The organism is Serratia sp. 14-2641 (assembly GCF_001692375.1).
GTDB lineage: Bacteria > Pseudomonadota > Gammaproteobacteria > Enterobacterales > Enterobacteriaceae > Chania > Chania fonticola_C.
In genome coordinates this window covers 109,714-132,874 of the sequence record NZ_LXKR01000101.1, presented here as the reverse complement: position 1 = coordinate 132,874, position 23,161 = coordinate 109,714, and the positions used below count along the sequence as shown (strand labels likewise).

The 23,161-nt window shown below is 51.4% G+C and carries 23 protein-coding genes; 19 read left to right on the top strand and 4 right to left on the bottom strand.

All coding sequences use genetic code 11. The annotated features are described in order from the left end of the window. Positions 1-43: 43 nt before the first annotated feature. The 4 genes from surE (at position 44) to rpoS (ending at position 3,726) form a co-directional block, all read left to right on the top strand. Positions 44-805, top strand: coding sequence for a 5'/3'-nucleotidase SurE (gene surE / locus A6U95_RS28900; RefSeq protein ID WP_065687019.1), 762 nt, complete (start codon positions 44-46; stop codon positions 803-805). Further along, positions 799-1,425, top strand: a complete 627-nt coding sequence (locus tag A6U95_RS28895; protein WP_065687018.1) for a protein-L-isoaspartate(D-aspartate) O-methyltransferase — start codon at positions 799-801, stop codon at positions 1,423-1,425. Before surE ends, A6U95_RS28895 begins: the two co-directional genes overlap by 7 nt. 267 nt (positions 1,426-1,692) lie before the next feature. After that, positions 1,693-2,673 (top strand): murein hydrolase activator NlpD, encoded by a 981-nt coding sequence (gene nlpD / locus A6U95_RS28890; RefSeq protein ID WP_065687017.1) that lies wholly within the window; start codon positions 1,693-1,695, stop codon positions 2,671-2,673. Positions 2,674-2,727: 54 nt separating this feature from the next. Then, entirely contained in the window at positions 2,728-3,726 is a 999-nt protein-coding gene (gene rpoS / locus A6U95_RS28885; protein WP_024484093.1) for an RNA polymerase sigma factor RpoS, read from the top strand. A 236-nt stretch (positions 3,727-3,962) separates the two neighbouring features. Here the strand turns inward: rpoS and mutS are convergent, their stop codons facing one another. Continuing rightward, positions 3,963-6,518: a DNA mismatch repair protein MutS gene (gene mutS, locus A6U95_RS28880; RefSeq protein ID WP_065687101.1), complete on the bottom strand. Its 2,556-nt coding sequence runs from the start codon at positions 6,516-6,518 to the stop codon at positions 3,963-3,965. 1,312 nt (positions 6,519-7,830) lie between these two features. Between mutS and A6U95_RS28875 the strand changes: the two genes are divergently transcribed. Then, entirely contained in the window at positions 7,831-8,397 is a 567-nt protein-coding gene (locus A6U95_RS28875; protein ID WP_065687016.1) for a LuxR C-terminal-related transcriptional regulator, read from the top strand. 406 nt (positions 8,398-8,803) lie between these two features. Further along, a complete protein-coding gene (locus A6U95_RS28870; protein ID WP_065687015.1) occupies positions 8,804-9,376 on the top strand; it encodes a LuxR C-terminal-related transcriptional regulator in 573 nt (190 codons plus the stop codon). Positions 9,377-9,479: 103 nt separating this feature from the next. Here the strand turns inward: A6U95_RS28870 and A6U95_RS28865 are convergent, their stop codons facing one another. Both A6U95_RS28865 and A6U95_RS28860 read right to left on the bottom strand, forming a co-directional pair. Next, a complete protein-coding gene (locus tag A6U95_RS28865; RefSeq protein WP_065687014.1) occupies positions 9,480-9,974 on the bottom strand; it encodes a hypothetical protein in 495 nt (164 codons plus the stop codon). Next, positions 9,958-10,740, bottom strand: coding sequence for a helix-turn-helix domain-containing protein (locus tag A6U95_RS28860; protein ID WP_065687013.1), 783 nt, complete (start codon positions 10,738-10,740; stop codon positions 9,958-9,960). Before A6U95_RS28860 ends, A6U95_RS28865 begins: the two co-directional genes overlap by 17 nt. 534 nt (positions 10,741-11,274) lie before the next feature. Here A6U95_RS28860 and A6U95_RS28855 point away from each other — a divergent pair. From A6U95_RS28855 to A6U95_RS28810, 10 genes are all read left to right on the top strand, one after another. Continuing rightward, complete coding sequence (locus tag A6U95_RS28855) at positions 11,275-11,817, top strand: hypothetical protein (RefSeq protein WP_065687012.1); 543 nt, start codon at positions 11,275-11,277, stop codon at positions 11,815-11,817. Between the two features lie 73 nt (positions 11,818-11,890). Beyond that, positions 11,891-12,445, top strand: a complete 555-nt coding sequence (locus A6U95_RS28850) for a fimbrial protein (RefSeq protein WP_065687011.1) — start codon at positions 11,891-11,893, stop codon at positions 12,443-12,445. 13 nt (positions 12,446-12,458) lie between these two features. Further along, positions 12,459-14,969, top strand: a complete 2,511-nt coding sequence (locus A6U95_RS28845; protein WP_065687010.1) for an outer membrane usher protein — start codon at positions 12,459-12,461, stop codon at positions 14,967-14,969. 101 nt (positions 14,970-15,070) lie between these two features. Then, a complete protein-coding gene (locus tag A6U95_RS28840) occupies positions 15,071-15,832 on the top strand; it encodes a fimbria/pilus periplasmic chaperone (protein ID WP_065687100.1) in 762 nt (253 codons plus the stop codon). Between the two features lie 75 nt (positions 15,833-15,907). Then, positions 15,908-16,510: a fimbrial protein gene (locus tag A6U95_RS28835; protein ID WP_083196489.1), complete on the top strand. Its 603-nt coding sequence runs from the start codon at positions 15,908-15,910 to the stop codon at positions 16,508-16,510. 43 nt (positions 16,511-16,553) lie between these two features. Next, positions 16,554-17,039: a fimbrial protein gene (locus tag A6U95_RS28830; protein ID WP_065687008.1), complete on the top strand. Its 486-nt coding sequence runs from the start codon at positions 16,554-16,556 to the stop codon at positions 17,037-17,039. Further along, complete coding sequence (locus A6U95_RS28825; RefSeq protein ID WP_065687007.1) at positions 17,036-17,524, top strand: fimbrial protein; 489 nt, start codon at positions 17,036-17,038, stop codon at positions 17,522-17,524. Before A6U95_RS28830 ends, A6U95_RS28825 begins: the two co-directional genes overlap by 4 nt. Positions 17,525-17,534: 10 nt before the next feature. Continuing rightward, the gene (locus tag A6U95_RS28820; protein WP_065687006.1) at positions 17,535-18,014 is read left to right on the top strand and encodes a fimbrial protein; all 480 of its coding nucleotides are present in this window, start codon (positions 17,535-17,537) and stop codon (positions 18,012-18,014) included. Between the two features lie 10 nt (positions 18,015-18,024). Then, the gene (locus A6U95_RS28815; RefSeq protein ID WP_065687005.1) at positions 18,025-18,570 is read left to right on the top strand and encodes a fimbrial protein; all 546 of its coding nucleotides are present in this window, start codon (positions 18,025-18,027) and stop codon (positions 18,568-18,570) included. Between the two features lie 52 nt (positions 18,571-18,622). Continuing rightward, positions 18,623-19,444 (top strand): PapG chaperone-binding domain-containing protein, encoded by an 822-nt coding sequence (locus tag A6U95_RS28810; RefSeq protein WP_065687004.1) that lies wholly within the window; start codon positions 18,623-18,625, stop codon positions 19,442-19,444. A 431-nt stretch (positions 19,445-19,875) separates the two neighbouring features. On the opposite strand, the gene A6U95_RS28805 is transcribed toward A6U95_RS28810, so the two are convergent. Continuing rightward, entirely contained in the window at positions 19,876-20,673 is a 798-nt protein-coding gene (locus A6U95_RS28805; RefSeq protein ID WP_241810735.1) for a winged helix-turn-helix domain-containing protein, read from the bottom strand. Between the two features lie 419 nt (positions 20,674-21,092). Here A6U95_RS28805 and A6U95_RS28800 point away from each other — a divergent pair, with 419 nt between their 5' ends. The 3 genes from A6U95_RS28800 (at position 21,093) to A6U95_RS28790 (ending at position 23,067) form a co-directional block, all read left to right on the top strand. Next, positions 21,093-21,764 carry a helix-turn-helix transcriptional regulator gene (locus A6U95_RS28800; protein ID WP_065687002.1) on the top strand — a complete coding sequence of 224 codons (672 nt, stop codon included), beginning with the start codon at positions 21,093-21,095 and terminating at the stop codon, positions 21,762-21,764. A 129-nt stretch (positions 21,765-21,893) separates the two neighbouring features. Further along, the gene (locus A6U95_RS28795) at positions 21,894-22,424 is read left to right on the top strand and encodes a fimbrial protein (RefSeq protein WP_065687001.1); all 531 of its coding nucleotides are present in this window, start codon (positions 21,894-21,896) and stop codon (positions 22,422-22,424) included. Between the two features lie 103 nt (positions 22,425-22,527). After that, positions 22,528-23,067 (top strand): fimbrial protein, encoded by a 540-nt coding sequence (locus A6U95_RS28790; protein WP_065687000.1) that lies wholly within the window; start codon positions 22,528-22,530, stop codon positions 23,065-23,067. Positions 23,068-23,161 lie beyond the last annotated feature (94 nt).

Here is a 23,161-nt window from a genome sequence, read left to right as displayed (position 1 = left end):
CTTCGTTTTATCGCTTTCATCAAGAAAGTCGTTTAAATTCATTATGAGAATACTACTGAGCAACGACGACGGCGTTAGCGCCCCGGGTATCCAGATACTGGCGGCGGCGTTGCGTGAATTCGCCGAAGTGCAGGTGGTGGCCCCCGATCGTAACCGTAGTGGCTCTTCCAACGCGCTGACGCTGGAGTCGCCGCTGCGTACGCTGACGTTGCCCAACGGCGATATTGCCGTGCAGCAGGGCACCCCGACGGACTGTGTCTACCTTGGCGTTAATGAACTGATGCTGCCAGCACCGGAGATTGTGGTGTCTGGTATCAACGCCGGGCCAAATCTGGGTGATGACGTTATCTATTCCGGCACCGTGGCTGCTGCGATGGAAGGCCGCCATCTGGGGCTACCCGCTTTGGCGGTGTCGCTCAATGGTCATCAGCATTATGAGACGGCGGCGGTAGTCACCTGCCGAATATTGCGCGCGCTGCAACAAGAACCGCTGCGTACCGGTAAAATCCTAAATATCAATGTCCCTGATTTACCGTTGGCTGAAATTAAAGGGATACGAGTGACCCGCTGTGGCAGCCGGCATCCCGCCGATAAGGTGTTTAGCCAACCGGATCCGCGTGGCCAGATGCTGTATTGGATCGGGCCACCGGGTGATAAATTCGATGCGGGCCCAGACACGGATTTTGCCGCCGTGGAGCAGGGTTACGTGTCGGTCACGCCTTTGCAGGTGGATTTGACCGCCTACGGGGCGCAAGATGTGCTATCAAAATGGTTAACCAAAGCAGAGGTTAGCGGGGAATGGTGAACAAACGCATACAAACGCTGCTGGCACAGCTGCGCCAGCAGGGGATCAGGGACGAACGGCTGCTCAAGGCAATCGAGAACGTTCCGCGTGAGCGTTTTGTTGATGAAGCATTAGCCCATAAAGCCTATGAGAACACGGCCCTGCCTATTGGTTCTGGGCAGACGATTTCTCAGCCTTATATGGTCGCGCGCATGACCGAGCTGCTGAACCTGCAGCCGAGCTCACGCGTGCTGGAGATTGGCACCGGTTCGGGTTATCAGACCGCGATCCTGGCGCATATGGTGCAGCATGTCTGCTCCGTTGAACGCATCAAAGGGCTACAGTGGCAGGCCAAGCGTCGTCTCAAGCAGCTTGATCTGCACAATGTCTCAACCCGCCATGGCGACGGTTGGCAAGGCTGGGGGTCGCGTGGACCATTTGATGCGATCATCGTAACGGCCGCGCCGCCGGAGATCCCGCAGGCGTTGATGCAGCAGTTGGACGACGGTGGAATTTTGGTGTTGCCGGTGGGCGAACAGGCTCAGGTACTGCAATGCATTCAGCGGCGGGGCGGTGAATTTTCCATCGATACCGTTGAAGCGGTGCGATTCGTTCCCTTGGTCAAGGGCGAACTGGCTTAGCCTACGCAGAGCAACATGACGGATAAATAAGTTGAATAATATTAATTTTCATTAGAATTGTTCCAGTATGTAGTTGTCTTATGGCGTGATCGTGCCAATGTGGCTAGCATTGGCGCCACGGTTTTTTAGCTCCCTGGTGGGTGATCTTCTGGTTTTCAGGGATCGGCCGGGGAAACCTTGTGCTGTAGAACGATAAAGCTCGGCTACGATGTATAAGGTATTTTTTGATATTGCTGTCATGGGGGAAGCATGAGCACGGGAAGCCCAATGAGTTCTTTACGCCGAGTTGCGGTGTGTACGATGTTAAGTGTTTGGTTAGTGGGTTGTTCGGATAAAAATTCTACTTCGGCACCTATCAGCAGCGTCGGTGGTGGTGGAGCTGCCGCATCGGCCAACGCCGGTGGCGGCAATGCATCACAGGGGCGTATTGTTTACAACCGTAGCTATAACTCGATCCCCAAAGGGAGCTACAACGGTGGTAGTACCTATACCGTTAAACGTGGCGACACGTTGTTCTATATTGCCTGGATCACCGGCAACGATTTCCGCGATCTGGCCCAACGCAACAATATTCCACAGCCATACAGCCTGGAAGTCGGCCAAACCCTGCAACTGGGGAGTGGTTCTGCCAATGGCGGCGGTGGGATGTTAGCGGGTGGTAATGGCACGGTGTCAAAACCACCTTCTACCACTCAGATACAAACTGCAACGGTTGATTCTCAATCAACGAACGCGTATTCTGATAACTCGAGTAAACAGAATGTAGGTAAAATGTTACCTACATCAGGAGCCGTTGTGGCAGGCTCAGCCGCAGCTCCTGTTACCGCACCAGCCGCTACGCCTCCGGCGAGCAGCACCGCCAGCAACAGCGCCCCAGTTAGCACCTGGAAATGGCCAACTGACGGTAAGATCATCGATAACTTCTCCTCATCGGAAGGTGGGAACAAAGGCATCGATATCTCTGGTTCCCGTGGGCAGCCGATTGTTGCTACCGCCGATGGCCGTGTAGTGTACGCAGGCAACGCTTTGCGGGGTTACGGTAATCTAATCATCATCAAACACAACGATGATTACTTGAGTGCCTACGCCCATAACGACACCATGCTGGTCCGGGAACAACAAGAAGTTAAGGCGGGGCAGAAAATAGCAACGATGGGAAGCACCGGAACCAGTTCAGTACGTTTGCATTTCGAGATTCGTTACAAGGGGAAATCCGTAAACCCGCTGCGTTATCTTCCGCAGCGATAGATTGGGCAGAATGCGTTGTATTCTGCTCGCGGTATCACGGGTAGGAGCCGCTTTATGAGCCAAAATACGCTGAAAGTTAACGAGTTACATGACGATGCAGATTTCGATGAGAACGCCATGGAGGCTGAGTCATTCGATGAAAAAGCGCAGGTAGAAGAAGAGACCAGCGAGAATGACTTGGCGGAAGACGAGCTGTTGTCTCAAGGTGTTACCCAACGCGTATTGGATGCCACGCAGCTCTATCTGGGCGAAATCGGTTACTCCCCTCTGCTAACCGCAGAGGAAGAAGTTTATTTTGCGCGGCGTGCACTGCGCGGAGACGTGCCGTCCCGCCGCCGCATGATAGAAAGTAACCTGAGGCTGGTAGTGAAAATTGCCCGTCGTTATAGCAATCGCGGCCTGGCGCTGCTGGATCTGATCGAAGAGGGTAACCTTGGTCTGATCCGTGCGGTGGAAAAGTTTGATCCAGAGCGCGGTTTCCGTTTTTCCACCTATGCGACCTGGTGGATCCGCCAGACGATTGAACGGGCGATCATGAATCAAACCCGGACTATCCGTTTGCCGATCCATATCGTCAAAGAACTGAATGTTTACTTGCGCACCGCGCGCGAGCTTTCTCACAAACTGGATCATGAACCCAGCGCTGAAGAGATTGCGGAGCAACTCGACAAACCGGTTGATGACGTCAGCCGTATGCTGCGCCTGAACGAACGTATCACTTCTGTCGATACGCCGTTAGGTGGGGATTCAGAGAAAGCCCTGTTGGACATTCTGACCGACGAGAAAGACAACGGGCCTGAAGACACCACGCAAGACGATGATATGAAACAGAGCATCGTCAAATGGCTGTTCGAATTGAACGCCAAACAGCGTGAGGTGTTGGCTCGCCGTTTCGGCCTGTTAGGGTATGAAGCGGCTACGCTGGAAGATGTTGGCCGTGAGATTGGCCTGACACGTGAGCGTGTTCGTCAGATCCAGGTTGAAGGCTTACGCCGCCTGCGTGAAATTCTGCAAATGCAGGGCCTGAGTATTGAGGCACTGTTCCGCGAATAAACGCGTTATAGTCATAAAATAAGAACGGTGAGCGTTGATGACGCTCACCGTTTTTTTATGCCTGCGATTTGCTGCGATTGACGGTGTTGTCATCAGGTACGGTGATCGTTCTGTTTTTCCGTAAAAGAGAGATGACGAGTAACGTGGTTAGGCCAGTGTCTGCAATTGATAACGAACTCGGACAATCCCCTCTCCCTGTGGGAGAGGGGTCATATGCCCAAGTCAATGGAACAGCCTTACACCAAGCTTTTTAGCCGGTAGATCCACTCCAACGCCTGGCGTGGCGAAAGAGAATCCGGATCCAACGTCTCCAACGCTTCTACCGCCGGTGACACCTCTTCGTTCAACAACGTCATCTGGGTGGCATCTACCGTACCCGCCGCCGTCTGGCTGGAGAGGCTCTCCAACTCACGCAACTTCTGGCGCGCACGTTTGATCACATCACGCGGTACGCCAGCCAACGCCGCTACCGCCAAGCCGTAGCTCTTACTGGCAGCGCCATCTTGTACGCTATGCATAAAGGCAATGGTATCACCGTGCTCCAGCGCATCCAGATGCACGTTAACCACGCCCTCCATTTTCTCCGGCAAGGTGGTCAGCTCAAAGTAATGGGTGGCAAACAGCGTCATAGCCTTGATGCGGCTGGCCAGGTTTTCGGCACAGGCCCAGGCTAAGGAAAGCCCGTCGTAGGTGGAGGTGCCACGGCCAATCTCATCCATCAGCACCAGGCTGTTTTCCGTGGCGTTATGCAGGATATTGGCAGTTTCGGTCATTTCCACCATAAAGGTTGAGCGGCCAGAAGCCAGATCGTCTGCCGCGCCCACGCGGGTAAAGATACGATCCACCGGTCCGATGGTGGCTTTTGCCGCCGGTACATAGCTACCGATATGTGCCAGTAACACAATCAGGGCCGTTTGCCGCATATAGGTACTTTTACCGCCCATATTCGGGCCGGTAATGATTAGCATACGGCGCTGCGGCGAAAGGGAAACCGGGTTGGCAATAAAGGGTTCGCTTAGCACCTGTTCCACCACCGGGTGGCGGCCATCGACTATGCGAATGCCGGGCTGCTCAGTGATGGTCGGGCAGGCGTAGTTCAGCGTTTCGGCACGTTCCGCCAGGTTGGCTAACACATCCAGCTCGGCCAAGGCTCCGGCGCTCTGTTGCAGTTGCTCCAGATGCGGCAGCAGCAGATCGAACAGCTCGTCATACAGCCCTTTTTCGATCGCCAAGGCTTTCCCTTTTGAGGTCAGCACCTTGTCTTCATACTCTTTCAGCTCGGGAATGATGTAGCGTTCCGCATTCTTCAGCGTTTGGCGGCGCACATAGTGGATCGGCACCAGGTGGCTTTGGCCACGGCTGACCTGAATGTAGTAACCATGTACGCCGTTGAAACCAACCTTCAGCGTATCCAAGCCCAGCTTCTCGCGCTCGCGGATCTCCAGGCGATCCAGATAGTCGGTAGCACCGTCGGCCAGCGCTCGCCATTCATCCAACTCTTCGTTATAACCCGGAGCAATCACACCACCATCACGGACCAAAACCGGTGGGGATTCCACAATAGCGCGCTCCAGCAGCGCCTGTAGCTCGTCAAATTGACCGACCTGTGACAACAGCTTTTGCATCTGTGGTGCATCAGCGTTTTCCAGCAGGGCGCGGATATCCGGCAACTGCTGGAAGGCGTGGCGCATACGTGCCAGATCCCGTGGTCGAGCCGTGCGCAGTGCCAAACGGGCAAGAATACGCTCCAGATCGCCAACCTGACGCAGAGGTTGCTGCAACTCGCTACTCAATGGCTGCAATGCAGCGATGGCCTGCTGGCGGTTGTTCAGCACCTGGACGTCACGGGTGGGCATATGCAACCAGCGCTTGAGCATACGGCTACCCATTGGGGTAACGGTACGATCGAGGATAGCGGCCAGGGTATTTTCACCGCCGCCGGACAGGTTCTGGGTGATTTCCAGATTACGGCGGGTGGCCGCATCCATAATGATGCCGTCTTGCTGGCGCTCCATGGTGAGGCCACGGATATGTGGCAGCGAAGTACGCTGGGTATCTTTGACATATTGCAGCAGGCAGCCCGCCGCGCGCAGCGCCTGATGGGCCTGCTCGACGCCAAAGCCGGTCAGATCGCGGGTGCCGAACTGCAGGTTCAACTGCTGGCGTGCGGTATCCAGCTCGAATTCCCACAGCGGGCGGCGGCGCAGGCCGTGGCGCTGTTCGATCAGCGCCATTTGCTCGAAGTTTTCCGGGTACAGCAGCTCAGCCGGATTGGTACGCTGCAGCTCGGCTGCCATGGTTTCAAGATCTTCTGGCTGGGCAACGCGGAAGCGGCCGGAGCTGAGATCCAATGTGGCATAGCCAAAGCCGCGGCCATCTTGCCAGATGGCGGCCAGCAGGTTGTCCTGGCGCTCTTGCAGCAGGGCTTCGTCGGTGATAGTGCCAGGGGTAACGATGCGCACCACTTTACGCTCTACCGGGCCTTTGCTGGTGGCAGGGTCGCCAATCTGCTCACAGATTGCGGCCGATTCCCCAAGCTGTACCAGCTTAGCGAGATAATTCTCCACCGCATGGTGAGGTACGCCCGCCATTGGGATGGGTTCACCCGCAGAGGCACCGCGTTTGGTCAGCGAGATATCCAGCAACTGAGAGGCTCGTTTGGCATCGTCATAGAACAGCTCGTAGAAATCCCCCATCCGATAGAACAGCAAGATCTCCGGATGCTGCGCCTTAAGGCGTAGGTATTGCTGCATCATAGGGGTGTGCGAATCGAGTTTTTCGGTGCTTGTCATAACGTTACCGTTCCAATCCATTGAATTCAAAGTTGATTGTGATATTCATTGTCGTCATTGGGTATCACGTCGCCTCATTAAAAAACCGCCAAAACGTTCAGGATGAGCAACAGCAAGCGCTGCTCAAATAAATCAATCGGTTGGTCAAGGGATTGAGCATATATGACCGGCAAACAGGCTGGCAAACCTTTGTCACTCAAAGCCTGCACAATGGCGAGATTGGCGGATAAAATCCACCCCAAACTCGGCAAGATCCTAGGTTTACAGGCGCAGCATCAGGATCTTTTTTCAGCCGCTATACTAGCCCAATAGGCAATAGGCTGTCACAGCCAAAAATTGGAAGCATTCCGCAAACTGCTCTTGTAATAGACTGAATAGGTTACATCGACGAGGTTAAACGCTAAGGAAAGGGGGGGGGCTGAAAGGAGCAACTGCTGCATTAGAGAAGAGAACATGGAGCCCAATGGTTAGCTATTTTCGCAATACAGTGGTTTATAGCCCACTAACCCAGTCGTTGGAATGGCATTAACCAGTGTAGGGATATCTCTTGCCAGTAGCAGAATGCATTTAGTCCGACGCAAAACTCATGAGCAAAATAGCGGTCGTGCTCGGCGATAAAAATGGAAAAAGTGAGCTTTATCATAGCGCTTCCTTGCAGGTATGAAAGGCCCTTCAGCCCCGCCCTATATCCTGTATGGCGGTGGTATCTTTTTGGTCAGCGCTTCTTTTTTTGAAGATTGGTGGGTATTGATATCTACCTGTCCCGATGAACGGTCATTTACGCGCGAAAGAGTTCTACTTATCAATATGAAAATCAAAGCATAGCAATAAGCTCTGATAGGGTTAGACATCCTGATTGAAAATCAATTTGCTGGGTTGTGTTGAATGTCATGGCGTTATTGTATTGACGTTTATAACGGATTTAAATGGGAGTTTTCTCTTTGTTTTTTCTTATTGTCTTATAATTTAGTGTTTTGTTGAATAAATCCACCTATAAGCGATTATAAAATATGGTGAATGTTTTTCATGGTGTGTAATGATTATTTTAAGCAATAAAATTGATTGACGATAATAATTTTATAAGAATATACTGATAAGGCTGGGTGTAAAAGGATATCATGACTCTATCCAGGTGATGAGAGAGTTTTTTACATAAATAAAAGAGCCATAAGTTAATTTTGGTTTGCTCTATCTATGGTATTAGAACCTGGGTGTATATTAAAAACGATATTGGATCGCCAGTTATTGGCGCTCCTGAATGCTGCGCGTTCCAATATGGATGGATTATTTTTACCAGGAGGTAAGTATTCCAATGATTCTAATAGACTCGGATTATTCCTGTTCGTTGAGCAAAATAACCTTTAAATCGCTGATCGACACCTTAAGTTGTGAGCCAATTCCTGCCTTGTCTTATGGCGAGGGTTCTATCGCTTTTGTTGATGGGGACTCGGCTAATATCTACAGCGTCGTCAAGTCGGTTTACGAGCTACGCAAGAACAGCGAAGTCGTTTATATGGTCACGTTGCTGTCAAAGGATAAAGATTGTTCCTCGGTGATCAGGCATCTATCCGATTACGTGGTGGATAAAAAAATCACCTATGACGATCTGCAACGGCTGATCAGAACCATGGTTACGGCAAAACCCAAGGCGTTAGCGGATAATGTTTTTGGCGATATCTGGGGGGATATTCTGAAGTCTTCTCAGAAAGAGTATCTGGTATTGAAGCTGTTGTTGGATGGCCACAGCCAATACCAAATAGCCAAAATGTTAAACTTATCGATAAAAACCATCAGCGGCTATAAGGTTAAGGCGATAAAAAGGCATGGGGCAAGAAACTTCAACGAGCTCTACATGTTAAAGCTAAGCAATCATGCTTGAAATCACCTATTAGATAGCATCCTTGGCGTGTAGGTTAAGCAATAGGGTGACTTGTTACTGAACTCAACCGCGGTCACTAGGTGTTAAACTCCATAAGTGTCATTAATAAACTTAAAATTTAGAATTTAAACCTATAAATAACGTAATTACAGTTATAAGTAACTGCGTGGTAACTTTTCCTGTAACTTGAGTCTCAGATTGAAGTGGGGCACAGTTTGCCGGGTTTAGGTCTGGGAGGCGCAACGTCAATCCTGAGCAGTACGATAAGTTCAGTACCAGGGAGACATCGGCAAAACCCTTATGGGGTTAGGCTTCTGACGTCGGTTAACAATGAACAAGGTTATTTGGGATAGCCTTAGGCCTGGTACTTCACCAAATCCAAGTATCATTTTTCAGGAAGTTACCCATGTTATTATTTGACACGAATTACCCTTGCCCTTTAAATAAGCTCGCCTTCGATTCAATTATCGAGTCCTTAAACGCTGAGCCAAACTCAAGCTTGCATCATGATGAAAGTTACATTGCTTTTGTTGACGGAGACTCAACCGATTTATACAGCACCATAAAACAGATTTATGGCCTGAAAAAGGAAAACATAACGATTTATGTGATCACACTGCTTTCCAAAGGTAAAGAGTGTTCTGCAATGGTTAAGCATTTATCCGACTTTATAGTCGATAAAAAAATCACCTATGCCGATCTGAAAAACCTGGTTCGAGTTATGGACTCAGCGCAACCCAAGACGGTAGCGGACAACATCTTTGGCGATATTTGGGGGGAGCTCTTGAAGTCGTCGCAGAAAGAGAACCGAGTATTAAAGTTACTAGTGGAGGGGTACTCGCAATCACAGATAGCCAAGATGCTGCATCTGTCGATAAAAACGGTCAGTGGCTATAAGGCCAAGGCGGTAAAACGGCATGGGGCAAGAAACTTCAATGAACTCTATATGCTTAAGTTCGGTAATAATCATGTGCAATAAACCGCGAAATACCCGTGCGATGGTGTCGGATGCTATCCTTGAGCCATCGCATTCACCGAGTGGGAAGAGAGAGCGCTTTACTGTTCAGTCATAAACTGGCCTGTTATTGATTATGGATGCACATCATCACTGGTGAAAAGTCATTCCACAATAAATAGCCATCGCCCACTTCGGTGATCCTCAGTTTCCGGGTTTTCACCGAAAAATCAAAAATGGACTGGTTAAACAACTCATTCGGCATAGTATCGCTGGCATTTTTATTGACATCCACCAGTTGCAAGGCGAGGTAACCATCACCTTCATAACGATAGTCAAAATTGACGTTACGCAGCAGATTATACTTTACTGCGCCAACGCTATCCCTGACCGTAGCGGAGATATGCATTCTTCCTTGGCTTACACCATCAATATGCAAACTCATGACGCCCTGGGTTTGCAAGTCGCTTTGTACCAGGAAAAAGGCGGCACAGCTCACTTTTGGGCCTTTCTCGGTAACGAAAAATTTATGCATCAGCAGGTTGAATAACAGGGCTGCCGCGACCAAGGCGAGAGCAACCAACCCGATGAACTTGCCTGAGCGATTATTTAGCGAAAGCATAGACGGCCTTACAGTCAGAGAATTGAGACAGGGTATGATCACTATTGGTGCAACGGGTTATGAATGCTCTGCCAGATTGTTGGTAGGCATAGTGTCCGCCTGAGTGAAAAATAAATACCTCATTGTTGACGCACGGGGCATGCGCAGCAGCCAACTCTTCGGCCAGTTTTTCCTTGCGTGCAGCGACGTCAGGCGAGCTAGCGCTAAGCGCATAGACAGGGCAGGTCGCTATATTGCCAATTTTATATAACGTAGACTGCGGGAAACGGTAATCCAGGTGGCCAGTAGCGGAGCGGAAAGGTTGCAGAACCAATAAGATTGCGATAATCAAGCTGATGGCTAGCAATGCGGGTTTATACCCTCTGCGTAGCCTTGATTGCTCTATTGCAGGCTGAACTTTGGTGCTTGTGGTTTCGACGTTCTGCAGTGTCTCCGAGCTGGCAGACACCATTTCCCGGGCGATATAAAACCCGACGCGAGGAATGGTTTTAATGATTTCTTCGTCACAACCTAACTCACTCAATGACTTACGGATCAGCGAAATATACTGATTGACCGAGTTATTCGAAGGTTCCAGACCATATTTATTCCAGATATTATTGAGTAATTCTTCCCGGCTTACCATTTTATCGGCGTTTTCCAACAGGTAGGTGAACAACCGGGTAGGAATGGTAGTGAAGGAGAGCCTTCTGTCGGGCTGTGCAATGTTCCACATCGCCCCGTCTTCGCTTCTGAACGCAATCATGTTAAAAATCGTAAAAACCATGTCCACCTCTGTAGGTTAAGACCTGACTCTGCCTCATTAAACCAGCCTACTCTGCTGCCGGGCTACAGTACAGCGCCGCAATCTCACAATATTATATTATAGCCGATATTGTTCCCCGCTTGTGGCATGACGGGATGCGGGGGTGGGGAGAACGCTCAACCCGCAACGGGAAGTTGCACAAATGTAAAATGTAGAACTTCAATATATTTCTTGCTGATCATAGTGATGAAAAAATTCTGAAATGGACATTTTTTTGCTTTTTTTACTAGCAATAAATGCTTATTTAAAATGCGTTATTAAGATGTTTCCTAGTGTATACATATACTTGCTGAGTTGTTCGCTAAGTTGTCTTTTTTTATAAGACAGCAAGAGAAAACAAAGAGGAATGTCCTATATAAGTATTTTCCTGCGACGGTATTATAGCGCCAATCCTAAGCAACGGAAATATTGTTGGGTAGTGATAAAAGGCGTGGCAGTGTATTTCACAGTCCGCCTAACATTTTAGTTAATATATAAATCATAGGAACGGATTTCATGAAAGTTAAAGCAATTGCAATGATCATTGGCGCTTCCCTGGTGGCTAGCACGGCTTACGCAGCTAACCAAGGCGAAGGCAAGATCACCTTTACCGGTTCTATCACTGATGCACCTTGCTCTATCGCTGCAGGTTCACTGGATCAGGTTATCCCATTGGGTGCCGTGTCCAACGTTGTTCTGGCAGCTAACGATAATACCGGTGTTTCTACGCCAGAAGCTTTCAGCATTGAGCTGAAAGACTGTGTCATTGCCACCAAAGGTACTAAAGACAAAGTCTCCGTGACTTTCACCGGTGCGGCTTCTTCATATGACGCTAGCAGCCTGGGCCTGATCGGTACTGCTGAAGGTGCTTACATTCTGATGTCTCAGGCTGACGGTGCCAAAGTGGCTCTGAACACCCCTACCGCAGCTCAGACTGTGACTAATGGTACCAACAACACCCTGAGCTTCACTGCTGCTCTGAAAGGTGGTGGCGAAGATGCTGTGATCAAACCAGGTAGCTTCCAGGTTCCAACCAACTTCGTACTGTCCTACCAGTAAGTTTGTTGCGTAGTGCTGAACAACCTGCGGCGGCTCTGCCGCAGGTTTTTTTTGCGACCCATGGAGTTGGTTAATGAAATGGACTTATGACGTTTCACCTTGTGAGGTGCCTTCCCTGCTGATGTGTTGTGCCCTGGCATTTTCCGGGAGTGCATTTTCCGCTGATGTGCTTGGGCAGGGGCGCGTCAGCATGGAAGGCGCCATTGTTGAGACGCCGTGTGCAATTGAAGTCGGGGACCGTGACCAGAGTCTGGTGATGGACACCCTCCCGGTCAGCCAACTGATCCGGGACGGTCGCGGGCCAGAAAAAGATTTTGCCATCCGCCTGGTGGATTGCGTGCTGGTCCGTGTTGACGCGACAGCCCCCGACTGGCAGCGCTTTCAGGTGACCTTTGACGGTGATGACGATCGTGGTCACTTCGGAGTGAGCGGAGAGGCTCGCGGCGTGGCGTTGATGATACGTGATGCCAGAGGCGAAGTGGCAGCACCGGGTGATGCCATGCTGGCCAGTGCCATGACCCCAGGAGAGATGCAACTGCATTACACCCTGAGTCTGGTGGGTAACCAACAGACGTTGCGGGCAGGGGATTACCGTTCGGCTATACGGTTCAGAATGGATTATTACTAAAGGGACTCTCTTCATGGTGCGTTATTTTTCCCGCCCCCTGCTTGCCATCTTGTGTCAGGCCAGCCTGGGCAGCAGCGTCTTGCTCGGTGCGGTGAGCGTGGCCCAGGCAAAAGAAATCCAGTTCAACACGGATGTCCTGGATCTCAAAGATCGTGACAACATTGATTTAGGCCAGTTTTCGCACCAGGGTTTTATCCTGCCGGGCACTTATGAACTTGCTTTGAGCCTGAATAACCAGGTGCAACCGGCACGCCCGATAACGTTCTTGGCACCGGACGACGATCCGAAAGGCAGCCAGGTCTGTCTGAGCAAAGAGATGGTAGACCAGTTGGGTCTGACCAAAGCCGCACTGGTCGGGTTGACCTGGTGGCATCAGGGCGAGTGTCTGGATCTGGCTAGCCTGGATGGGCTTCAGGCCCGTACCGATCTCGGTACCAACACGCTGTACCTCAGTATCCCGCAGGCTTATCTGGAATACAGCAGTGCGAACTGGGATCCGCCGGCGCGCTGGGAAGAGGGGATCCCTGGCATTCTGCTGGACTACAACCTTAATACCCAGGTTCAGCGGCAGAACCTGGATGGTACTCAAGGGTATAACTTCAGCGGCAACGGTGTGACCGGGGCCAATCTGGGAGCCTGGCGGCTGCGGGCCAGTTGGCAGACCAGGATCGACCATCAGAGCGATTCGGTGAAAGAGAATACCCGTAGTTTTGACTGGACACAGTACACCGCCTACCGGGCGATTGCATCGCTGCGTGCCAAGCTGACGCTGGGGGAAGATTTCCTTAATTCCGACATCTTCGACAGCTTCCGTTTCACCGGGGGCAGCCTGGTCTCGGATGACAACATGTTGCCGCCGAATTTGCGTGGTTATGCGCCAGAAGTCACCGGTGTGGCACGCGGCAACGCCAAGGTAGTGATTAGCCAGCAGGGGCGGGTGATTAAGGAAGTCCTGGTCGCATCCGGGCCATTCCGTATTCAGGATCTGGATAGCGCGGTCTCTGGCGCACTGGATGTGCGGGTTGAGGAGGCGGATGGCAGCGTGCAGCGCTTCCAGGTGGATACCGCCACCATTCCATACCTGACGCGACCCGGGCAGGTGCGTTTCAAGCTGGCGGCAGGCCGCCCATCTGACTGGCAACATAAGATCAATGGGCCGACGTTTGCCACGGGAGAGTTCTCCTGGGGCGTGAGTAACGGCTGGTCGCTGTACGGCGGCGGGCTGGGTGGGGATGAATACTCGGCCCTGTCACTGGGAATTGGGCGTGATTTGATGATTTTTGGGGCTTTGTCTGCGGACGTGACGCAGTCCCGGGCTCGGCTACCGGATCAAGGCACTCAGCAGGGGGGCTCCTATCGCCTGAGCTACTCGAAGCGCTTTGATGATACCGGCAGCCAGGTCACCTTTGCTGGCTACCGCTTCTCCGACAGTGGTTTTATGTCGATGGCGGATTACCTGAGTGCCAAGGATAGCGCCAATGGGATAAGCCCTGGGCGTAGCAAGGAGATGTACACCCTGTCCTTCAGCCAGCAGTTCGAGTCGCTGGCGATGAGTGGGTACCTTAACTACAACCACCAGACCTATTGGAACCAGGCCACCAGTGACCGCTATGACATGACGCTGGCGCGCTATTTTGATATTGGCCGCTTTCGTAACGTCAATCTGTCGCTGACGGCTTATCGCAACAATTTCAGCAACACCAAGGATGACGGCATGTATCTGTCGCTGTCCATGCCATGGGGAAGCAGCGGCATGCTGGGCTATAACGGGTCTTATGCTGCGGGAGACAATACCAACTCGGTCAACTATTCGGATCGGGTCGGTGATACCGACAACTATACGGTCCGGGCTGGGATGGCGAATAGCGATGCTGATATCAGCGGCTATTACTCACACCGTGGAACCCTGGCACAGGTGAATGGCATGGCCAGTTACCGCTCCGGGCAGTATAGCTCGGCAGGGATGTCGATGTCGGGCGGAGCTACCCTGACGGGCGAAGGTGGTGCCTTGCATCGTACATCGCTAATGGGCGGGACGCGGATGCTGATTGATACCGATGGCGTTGCAGGGGTGCCAGTGGGCGGTTATGGCAACACGGTCAACTCCAATATCTTCGGTAAAGCGGTAGTGGCGGATGTGAACAGTTATTACCGCAGCAGCGTACGTATCGACGTAGACAAACTGGCGGACAACGCCCAAGCCACCGGCTCAGTGCTGCAAGGCACGCTGACCGAAGGGGCTATTGGCTATCGTCATTTTGAAGTCGTGGCGGGTGAGAAGGCGATGGCGGTAATACGTCTGGCCGATGGTTCGGTACCGCCTTTCGGTGCCACGGTGCTAAACGCCAAGCAACAGGAAACCGGCATGGTGAACGATGCGGGCAACGTCTACCTCAGCGGTATCAAGCCGGGTGAGACCATGACGGTGCACTGGAACAGTGCCGAACAGTGCCGCATTACGCTGCCGAAGGAAATACCGGCGGGGATGACCGCCAACCTGCTGCTGCCTTGTGTAAACGGATAATGGCAGCTAATTAAACCCAATGAACAGTCAAGGGCGTCATCGTGCGCAGGCTTTTGAGCCTGCCGAGATGGCGTCCGTTAGGAAGAGTATAGGTAATGATGATGAAAAGATTTTTTGTGATGAGCCTGTTGGCAGGAGTCGCGTTAGCCACATTGGTTCCGTCTGTGCAGGCGGCCATTTCGCTGGATCGGACCCGCGTAGTGTTCCCGGGGAATGAGAAGTCAGTGAGCCTGACCGTACGCAACCAGAACCCGGAACTGCCATACCTGGCTCAGGGTTGGCTGGAGGATGCCCACGGTACCAAGCTTGAAGGGAACAGCGCGTTTACCGTGCTGCCACCGGTACAGCGTGTTGAACCAAAAGGGCAGACGCAGGTGAAAATCCAGGCAACGCCGGGAGCCAACATGTTGCCACAGGATCGTGAATCGTTGTTCTTCTTCAACCTGCGGGAAATCCCGCCGAAAAGCGACAAGTCGAACGTATTGCAGATAGCGCTGCAAACGCGCATCAAGATGTTCTATCGCCCGGCTGCACTAGCCGAAGCGGCGGCCATGCAGCAGGCGACGCCGTATCAGGAGCAACTGACGCTGAGCAAAAATGGTGACCAATACACCGTCAACAACCCAACGCCGTATTTTGTGACGTTGATTGGTGCCAGCGCCAAGAAAGAAGGTGAAGTGGTGAAAGGTTTTGAACCGGTGATGGTGCCACCAAAGGGCAGCGTCAAACTGGGCGGCAGTGCGGCGGCGTTAGGGGCGACCCCGGTGCTGGTGTATGTCAATGACTACGGCGGTCAACCGGCGCTGACCTTCCGCTGCGGGGGTAACAGCTGCCAAGTGGATGAAAGCAAGCGCGACAAATAATCACCCGGCGTCAGTGGTGGTTATGGGGGGTGCCCGGCGGGCATGAACCGTGAAGGAAGAACAAGGAAAGCAATCATGGAAAAGAGAAGACTGCCCGGCCTGGTGGCAAAGTACTGCGTCCAGAGCGGAATGGTACTGGCTGCCCTGTTTTCCCCGGTGGCGCAGACTGCTACGGGGTTGATCGACGGTGAGCACGGTGTTCTGCGCGTGTCGGGAGCGCTGGCCGAAAGCGCCTGCCGCCTGGAGATGAGCAGTGCCGACCAGTCGGTCGAGTTGGGGGATGTGGGAACGGGTCGCCTGCAACACGTTGGCGATCGGGGAACGGCGGTGGCGGTACAACTGCGTTTGCAAGACTGCCTGCGTAGCGCGGCCAACAATCGTGACCAGCAGGGCAACCTGACCTGGAGCACCAATCAGCCCGCAGTGTCGTTGACCTTTACCGGCGTGCAGGATAGCCACGAGCCCAATCTGTTCCTGGCGCGCGGTGTGGGCGGTATGGGGCTGCGCCTGACGGACGCCTCCCGCCGTGACGTCGTGCCCGGGTTGGCTGGGCAACCGCAATTACTGACACCGGGCAGCAACGTGCTGACCTACTATATCGCGCCGGAGCGCACCGGGGCGCCGCTACAAGCGGGCGCGTATCTGGCCCATGTCAACTTCAGGCTGAGCTATGAATAGGTTGGTTTATCGGCTTAAGGGGCGCTCCGTTCTCAGGAGCCTAATGTGTACTGCCCTCGGTACGGCGGGGAGTCTGGCATTGTGCCTGGCTACGGCACAGGCCAGCAACCAGCTTGCGCTCACCATCAAGGGGATCGTGATGACGGGACCTGCTTGCATAGTGAATGGCAACACCACGATTGACGTGAACTTTGGCAGTGCCTTGCAAACCACCAGCATTGATGGCAACAACTATGCCACACCAGTGCCGTTTTCCCTGAGCTGTACCGGCAGCACTTCCAGCTTGCGTCTGCGGTTCCAGGGATCGGTCAGCGGCTTTGATTCTGACGTGTTGGCAACCAACTTTACGGATCTGGGGATCAAGCTGTTGAAACCGGACAACAGTGCGTTAGCGCTGGGTGAATGGTTTACCTTCAGCTATTCGGCCACGCCGCCTGCCATCAGTGCCGTGCCGGTGAAACGGCCGGGGGCCATTTTACCAGGCGGGGTATTCAACAGTACGGCAACGCTGCTGGTGGAGGTGTTATGAAACAGCTCACAGCGTTATGGCCTGTTTTGGCCCTGACGACCGCTTTGGGTAGCGCGTTACCGGCACAGGCCGTGGACGTCAAGTTCACCGGTACCTTGGTGGTGCCACCGCCCTGTGTGATTAACAGCAATAGCGATATTTCAGTGGATTTTGACACCAATATGCTGGCCGGGCGGATAAATGGGGTTAATTACGAAAAGCCCATCACTTATACGCTGGACTGTAGTGGCGCGACCTCCGCAACGCTGAAACTGCAATTTCAGGGCGGTGGGGCAGGTTTTGATGCCAGCGTGCTCGGTACCAGCAAAGCCAATCTGGGACTGGAACTGCGCAGTGACGGCGCCAAGCTGCCGATGAATACCTGGCTCAATTTTACCAACCCGGCTCGCCCTGCACTGACGGCAGTCCCGGTTAAGGCTAAGTCCAGCACCCTGAGCGGGGGAACCTTTACCGCGGCTACCACGCTGTTGGTGGACTATCAGTGAGGGATGAACAATGACGGGTAAAACAGTTTCTCTAGCTATGTTGCTGGGCATGCTGGTGCAGCCAGCACAGGCGGTGCAGGTGAACTTTCAGGGCGGCCTGGTGGAGGCACTGCCCTGCACTATCAATAACGGTGAAACGATCGAAGTGGATTTTGGCGATAATCTGGTGATCCGCAATCTCGACGGGGTGCGCTACAGCAAGCCGATTCCTTACCAGATTGATTGCAGTGCGGCAGGGGTGGTTAAGTTGAGTTTCAAGGGGACCCCGAGCAGTTTTGACGCCACTGCCATTCAAACCAATCTGACGGGGTTGGGTATCCGTATTCTGCTTGAGGGTGGCTTACCGTTCCCTTGGCAGAACTCGTATTTTAATAATGTTAACGTGCAATCACTCCCGGGGCTGAGCGCAGTGCCGGTAGCAGATCCGGCGCAGCCACCGGTCCCCGGGGCATTTACTGCCCGTGCCACGTTGCTGGCGGAATATCAATAGGAGCCGCTTGATGAAGCAATGGCAAGAGTTACCACGGATCGGTCTGGCACTGCTGTTGACCTGCCCATTTTTATTCTGCGCACCGGCGCAGGCGGTCGAGAACGTGGAATTCAGAGGGGCGTTGGTAAATGCACCCTGCACCCTGCGCCCAGGTGACGAGGCGATAGAGCTGAATTTTGGCACGTTGGTTAACAAGTTCCTTTACACCCATACGCGCACCCCGAGCCAGACGTTCTCGTTGCATCTGGATGACTGTGATACGGCGGTGGCAACGGGGGTGAAGCTGACGTTTATGGGCACCGAGAGCACGGCATTGCCTGGGTTGTTGGCGCTGGATGCTGCCAGCGTGGCCCGCGGAGTGGCGGTGGGGATAGAAACGGGGGCTGGCCAGGCGTTGCCGCTCAATATCCAGGGCTCCCCCACGCCGCTGACGCAGGGCAACATGGTGATTGCGCTGCAGGCGTATGTGCAGGCAGAGCCCGTGGCCAAGGCCAACCAAGGGATAATAGAGGGGGCATTTACTGCCACCGCGACCTTTGCGCTGGAGTACCAGTAGCAACTGTTCCTCCGCTTAGCTGCCTGCCTATTCTGCAATCGAGACTAACTTTATGTACGACATCGTGAAACGAATGAAATCGCTAATTGCTTTACTCTGCCTGATGACCAGTACGTCCAGCTTTGCCGGGTTCATCATCACCAGCGCGCAATTCGACCAAACAACACTAGAGCTGTACTTCACCTATACCGACGGTGTCGAACAATACGATACAACAAACATCCGCCCGGGCTCGACCTCGTTCTTTAACGTGTGTGTGACCAAGAATAATGTTGGATGGAATGCTTATGCCACAGATACCTATTGTGCCTTTACTTATTCGACTCAAAGCTACGCTAAGAATTACTCTAGATGGGGGGATTTCCAAAAGGAATTAATGAAGCAAACGGGGCTCGGAACAGGGGGGAGCTGGAAGGGTAAATCCTTCCGTATTAATGCGAACACAGGAATTACTCGCACCTGTGTTGTCTATGAAGGTCCTAACAACACGAATGCGAGGCTGACAACTTCGTGCGTAAATACTGTTCTCAGACCCTTCACCACCGGGTGCGATATAACCGGGCCCACAGTTCTCGACCATGGACTGGTGGACGGCACTGCCATAGCAGGGAATACCGCGAGTCTGACGGCGACGATAACGTGCCCGACTCCAGCTAAAGTTGTGATAACTGTACCCGCGCTATCGGAGAACACCACCGGTTTCGGCAATGGAATACAATCGACTATCACCATCAATGGCTCGAAATTCCCACCGCCAATTACCATTAATGGTTCGGCAGATGTGCAGATTGAATCTACTCTCGCCCCCACGGGGGGGACTGTAAAGGCTGGCGCGTTTAGCGGGTCTGCGGTTGTTGTGGTGGATGTTCTATAAACACACCACGGTGATGTCCTCACCGGAGGAAAGAGACTCTTTCCTCCGGTTTTCTGTTTTAGCCATTAGACCAACCCGTGACCTGCCGAATAATCCGCTGTATTTCCGGGCTGTCTTTTTGCGACTTATGGATATGGATAAAGGTGTTGTTGTGCTGGCTGGTTAAAAAAGGGCACGCGAATGGACGTAATGAAAGCAGGTGCAACAAAAGTCGCTGAAGGCTGAACGTGCTAGATAGTGACGCTCCAGGCTGACTTGAGTGAGGAGAGAGTGGGTTATGGCGATAAAAGAGGCTAAAATTAGGCATTATCCGCCTGCTAACAAAACATTAAACACAGACTAATGGGCCATATCAGGGGCGATAAGCCCCTAATATCGAGAGTCAAAAAGCAGGCCGCGCTCCAGGATAACCAGGTCAGGCGGTTAGCAGCTTATTCGACGGCCTTCCACTCCAACTGGTACTCAGTGAAACACTGGTTTTTTTCACCGTAAGCAAAGGGGTGTTGACAGCGGATCACCGAGGCTCGGGGGAGTATGGGGTGGATGGTGAAATAGACAAAATTTTGCTCGGAGCAGTCGACTTTATTTTGCGTGATAAACTGCTGGTAAGTACTTAGAGAAGTTCCTCTATTGTATAGGTAGACCTCGCACTGATCTATCTTGCCGACATAGTTATAGTTGGTGAGTGGGGCATCCTGGCTGGACGAGTGCCACGCGACAAATAGCAACATTCCGAGGCAGGCAAATACGCTGAGGGTTGTCATCCACCAAGGGGTGATGATGCGTGATTCTTTCTTGCTGTTAACCTGAGGGGGCGAGAGCGTATTATCCTCTTCGAGCGCCTTTCCTTCTTCTTCAATTGGGAGTGGGGGGGGATTACCCTCTATTTTCTCCACCGCCACCGATAACGGTATTGTAAGCCCTTTGCGAGGCACCGTTTTGATCACGGTTTGTTCACAACCCACGAGTTTTAATCCTTTTCGTAACATCAGGATGTTTTGGTAAAACGTATTGTTAGAAACACTGCCCCCATTTCTATTCCAACCAATATCAAACAACTCCTGTTGTGAAACCAGCTTCCCTTGTTGGTTTAGCAACAGTTGCAAACAGCGTGAGGCCGCGAAAAAAAGTGTAATCCGCTCACCGTTTTCCCGTGAGTAAAGCAAGTTTTCCTCGGGTCTGAATTCGACACAATTGTTGATAAGGTAATAAAAAATGTTACATTCCATCGTCACTTCTGTATCTCCATTCTCAAATCTAACTGGGTACTAAATGGGGTTTTAATATCTGATATTGTAAGCAATTTGTGAGGTTTTTCTTAGTGGTTAAAGTATGGGTATCTGTTAACAAGGTTGGTTTTTCGCCATCCCTGAAGGTTCTCGGCTGAAATTTACCAAGAATAATCTGATTAGTAAATTGTTTAATGATGATTAAGGTAAATATTTAGCATTTTATCGTGGATCTTATCTTGCTTCTTAAGTGTTAAGTGATCTTGAGATAAAATTATTTTCATATCAACCAGTTGATTTATAGTGATTTTTTTATTGTTTTTTTGTGGGCTTGAATGAAGGTTGAGATAAATTGATTATGCTGGTCAGTGAGTTATGTCTAACATGCTTTCAACTTTTCATCGGTAGGTGAGAGGTCAATGGATAATAGCTTATATGGATTTTACGATATGTTTTATAATGCAATAGATAACGGATTTTATGTGGATGGCGTCAGTTTGGAGTGCCACGAAAATAATTTTGAGGAAATTTCCTTTCATATCGCTAGCGATAACAGTTATTTTGTCAAAGGTGTTAGCTTTAGTTTGCATAAATTGAAACAGCAACATAAGCATATCAGTTTTGAGCATACCCTCTCCGATGGTTCTGCACGTAGCGTGTTACTAATTACTAAAATGATTCGCGAAAAAAAACGCCATATCCTTATGGTGATTATTGCCAGTGCAGCATTGTTAAATATATTGTCGCTAAGCATTGAACAGCGTTATATGGATAAGGTGGTATTTGTCGCGGTCAGTGAGTGTAATACCGATGTATTGGCACAAATCACCGATGTACCTGATAATGTTTGGGCCATTCGTGATAAGTATTTCCCTAAAGGAATGCTCACGGCATTAAGTAATAGAGAAAAGCGAGTATGCTATTACATTTTTTGTGGTTACACGCCAAAAATGATTGGTGTGATTTTAGGGATTAATACAAAAACCGTGAGTAGCCATCGAGTCTCAGTGATGAAGAAAATCGGCTGCGCCAATAAAGTTGATTTTTATAATGTCCTGCGTGCTTATTACGGTGGCGACGTGGAAAGTTAAGGTTTCGTTTTTTTATAAAAATATATCAAATTACTTACAGAGATAAATACCTATCCAGAGCTGGATATTTATCTGTGGGAGTGCAGGCCACATATTGCTTGCCAATTTAATATGAAAGGAAATTATATAATGACTTTATCTCGGATCTCTCTGGCTACTCTGTTTGCTGTTGCTGCTGTTTCTTTCGGTGCTAACGCGGCAGGTTCTTTCGTGGGTAACACCGGTAAAGTGACCTTTAAAGGCAGCGTAGTTGATGCTCCGTGTAACTTGGCTCCAGGCCAGGATGGTACCGATATCAAGGTGGATTTCGGTGAGCTGTCCATGTCTCAGTTGAACGCGGGTGAAACTTCTGCACGTACGTTTGATATCAAACTGGAAAACTGCAACATGGGTACCGAAGCGGCCAAGAAAACGGCTGAAATCACTTTCACCAGCCAAGACCAACTGGCAGGTCAAAACCTGTTGGGTACCAATGGTTCAGCTAAAAACCTGGCTATCGGTATCAGCAATATCACCTTCGGTACTGCTAAAACCCTTACTGGTCTGATCGATGGTGACAACACCCTGACCTATACCGCTGTTGCACAGAAAGCAGCTACCGATGACGTTACCGCTGGTGACTTCACTGCCTCTACCACTTTCAAGATTAGCTACAAGTAAGTTCTAGTCTGGTAAAGGCTTGCCGCGTGAGCCAGGGTGCTTGCGCGGCAAGATATCGGGAGGCCGTATGCGATGCAGGTTAGGATGCTTACTGTTGTTAACCATGGTGTGCAATGCCTGGGGGGGAGCGCTGGCTCTCATCGAAAACGAGGATGGGCGGTTGCGTCCTCTGCGCGGGCTCACGACCCTAAGCGGTGCGGTACATGCCTCTGCATGTACGATTGCGTTAGAAAGCCAATACCAGACGCTGAGCCTGAATGAGCAGTCTCTGTTGGCGTTAAAAGATGGGGCTTCGTCGGTTTACCCTTTCTCTATTCATTTGGAAAATTGCTCTTTACCGCCAGATCAGAGCCGCGATCCGGCACTTTATATTCGCTTTGAGGGGACTCAAGGCACGCATAGCGATCTATTTCAGCCTTCCGGACGTGCCCAGGGTATTGGGTTAAAGATCCGGGATACCTCTCACCAAACGTTTTACCCCGGAAAGAAACTGTCCATGCATTATAAAAAACAACCGGACGTTAATCACTCGGGCCAATATTTTACCCAATTAGATTATACCGTTGAACTGCTCCCTGACGGCACACCGTTACAGGCGGGAGAGTATCACGCCATCTTAAGGTTCTTCATGAGTTACGAATAGCGCCTAAGCGATGTCAATGCCTGTGCAGCTAGCGCTTTTTTGGGGTTAAACGACCGTATTCACGTTATTGCGTTATTAAAATGGCGTGCGTTAG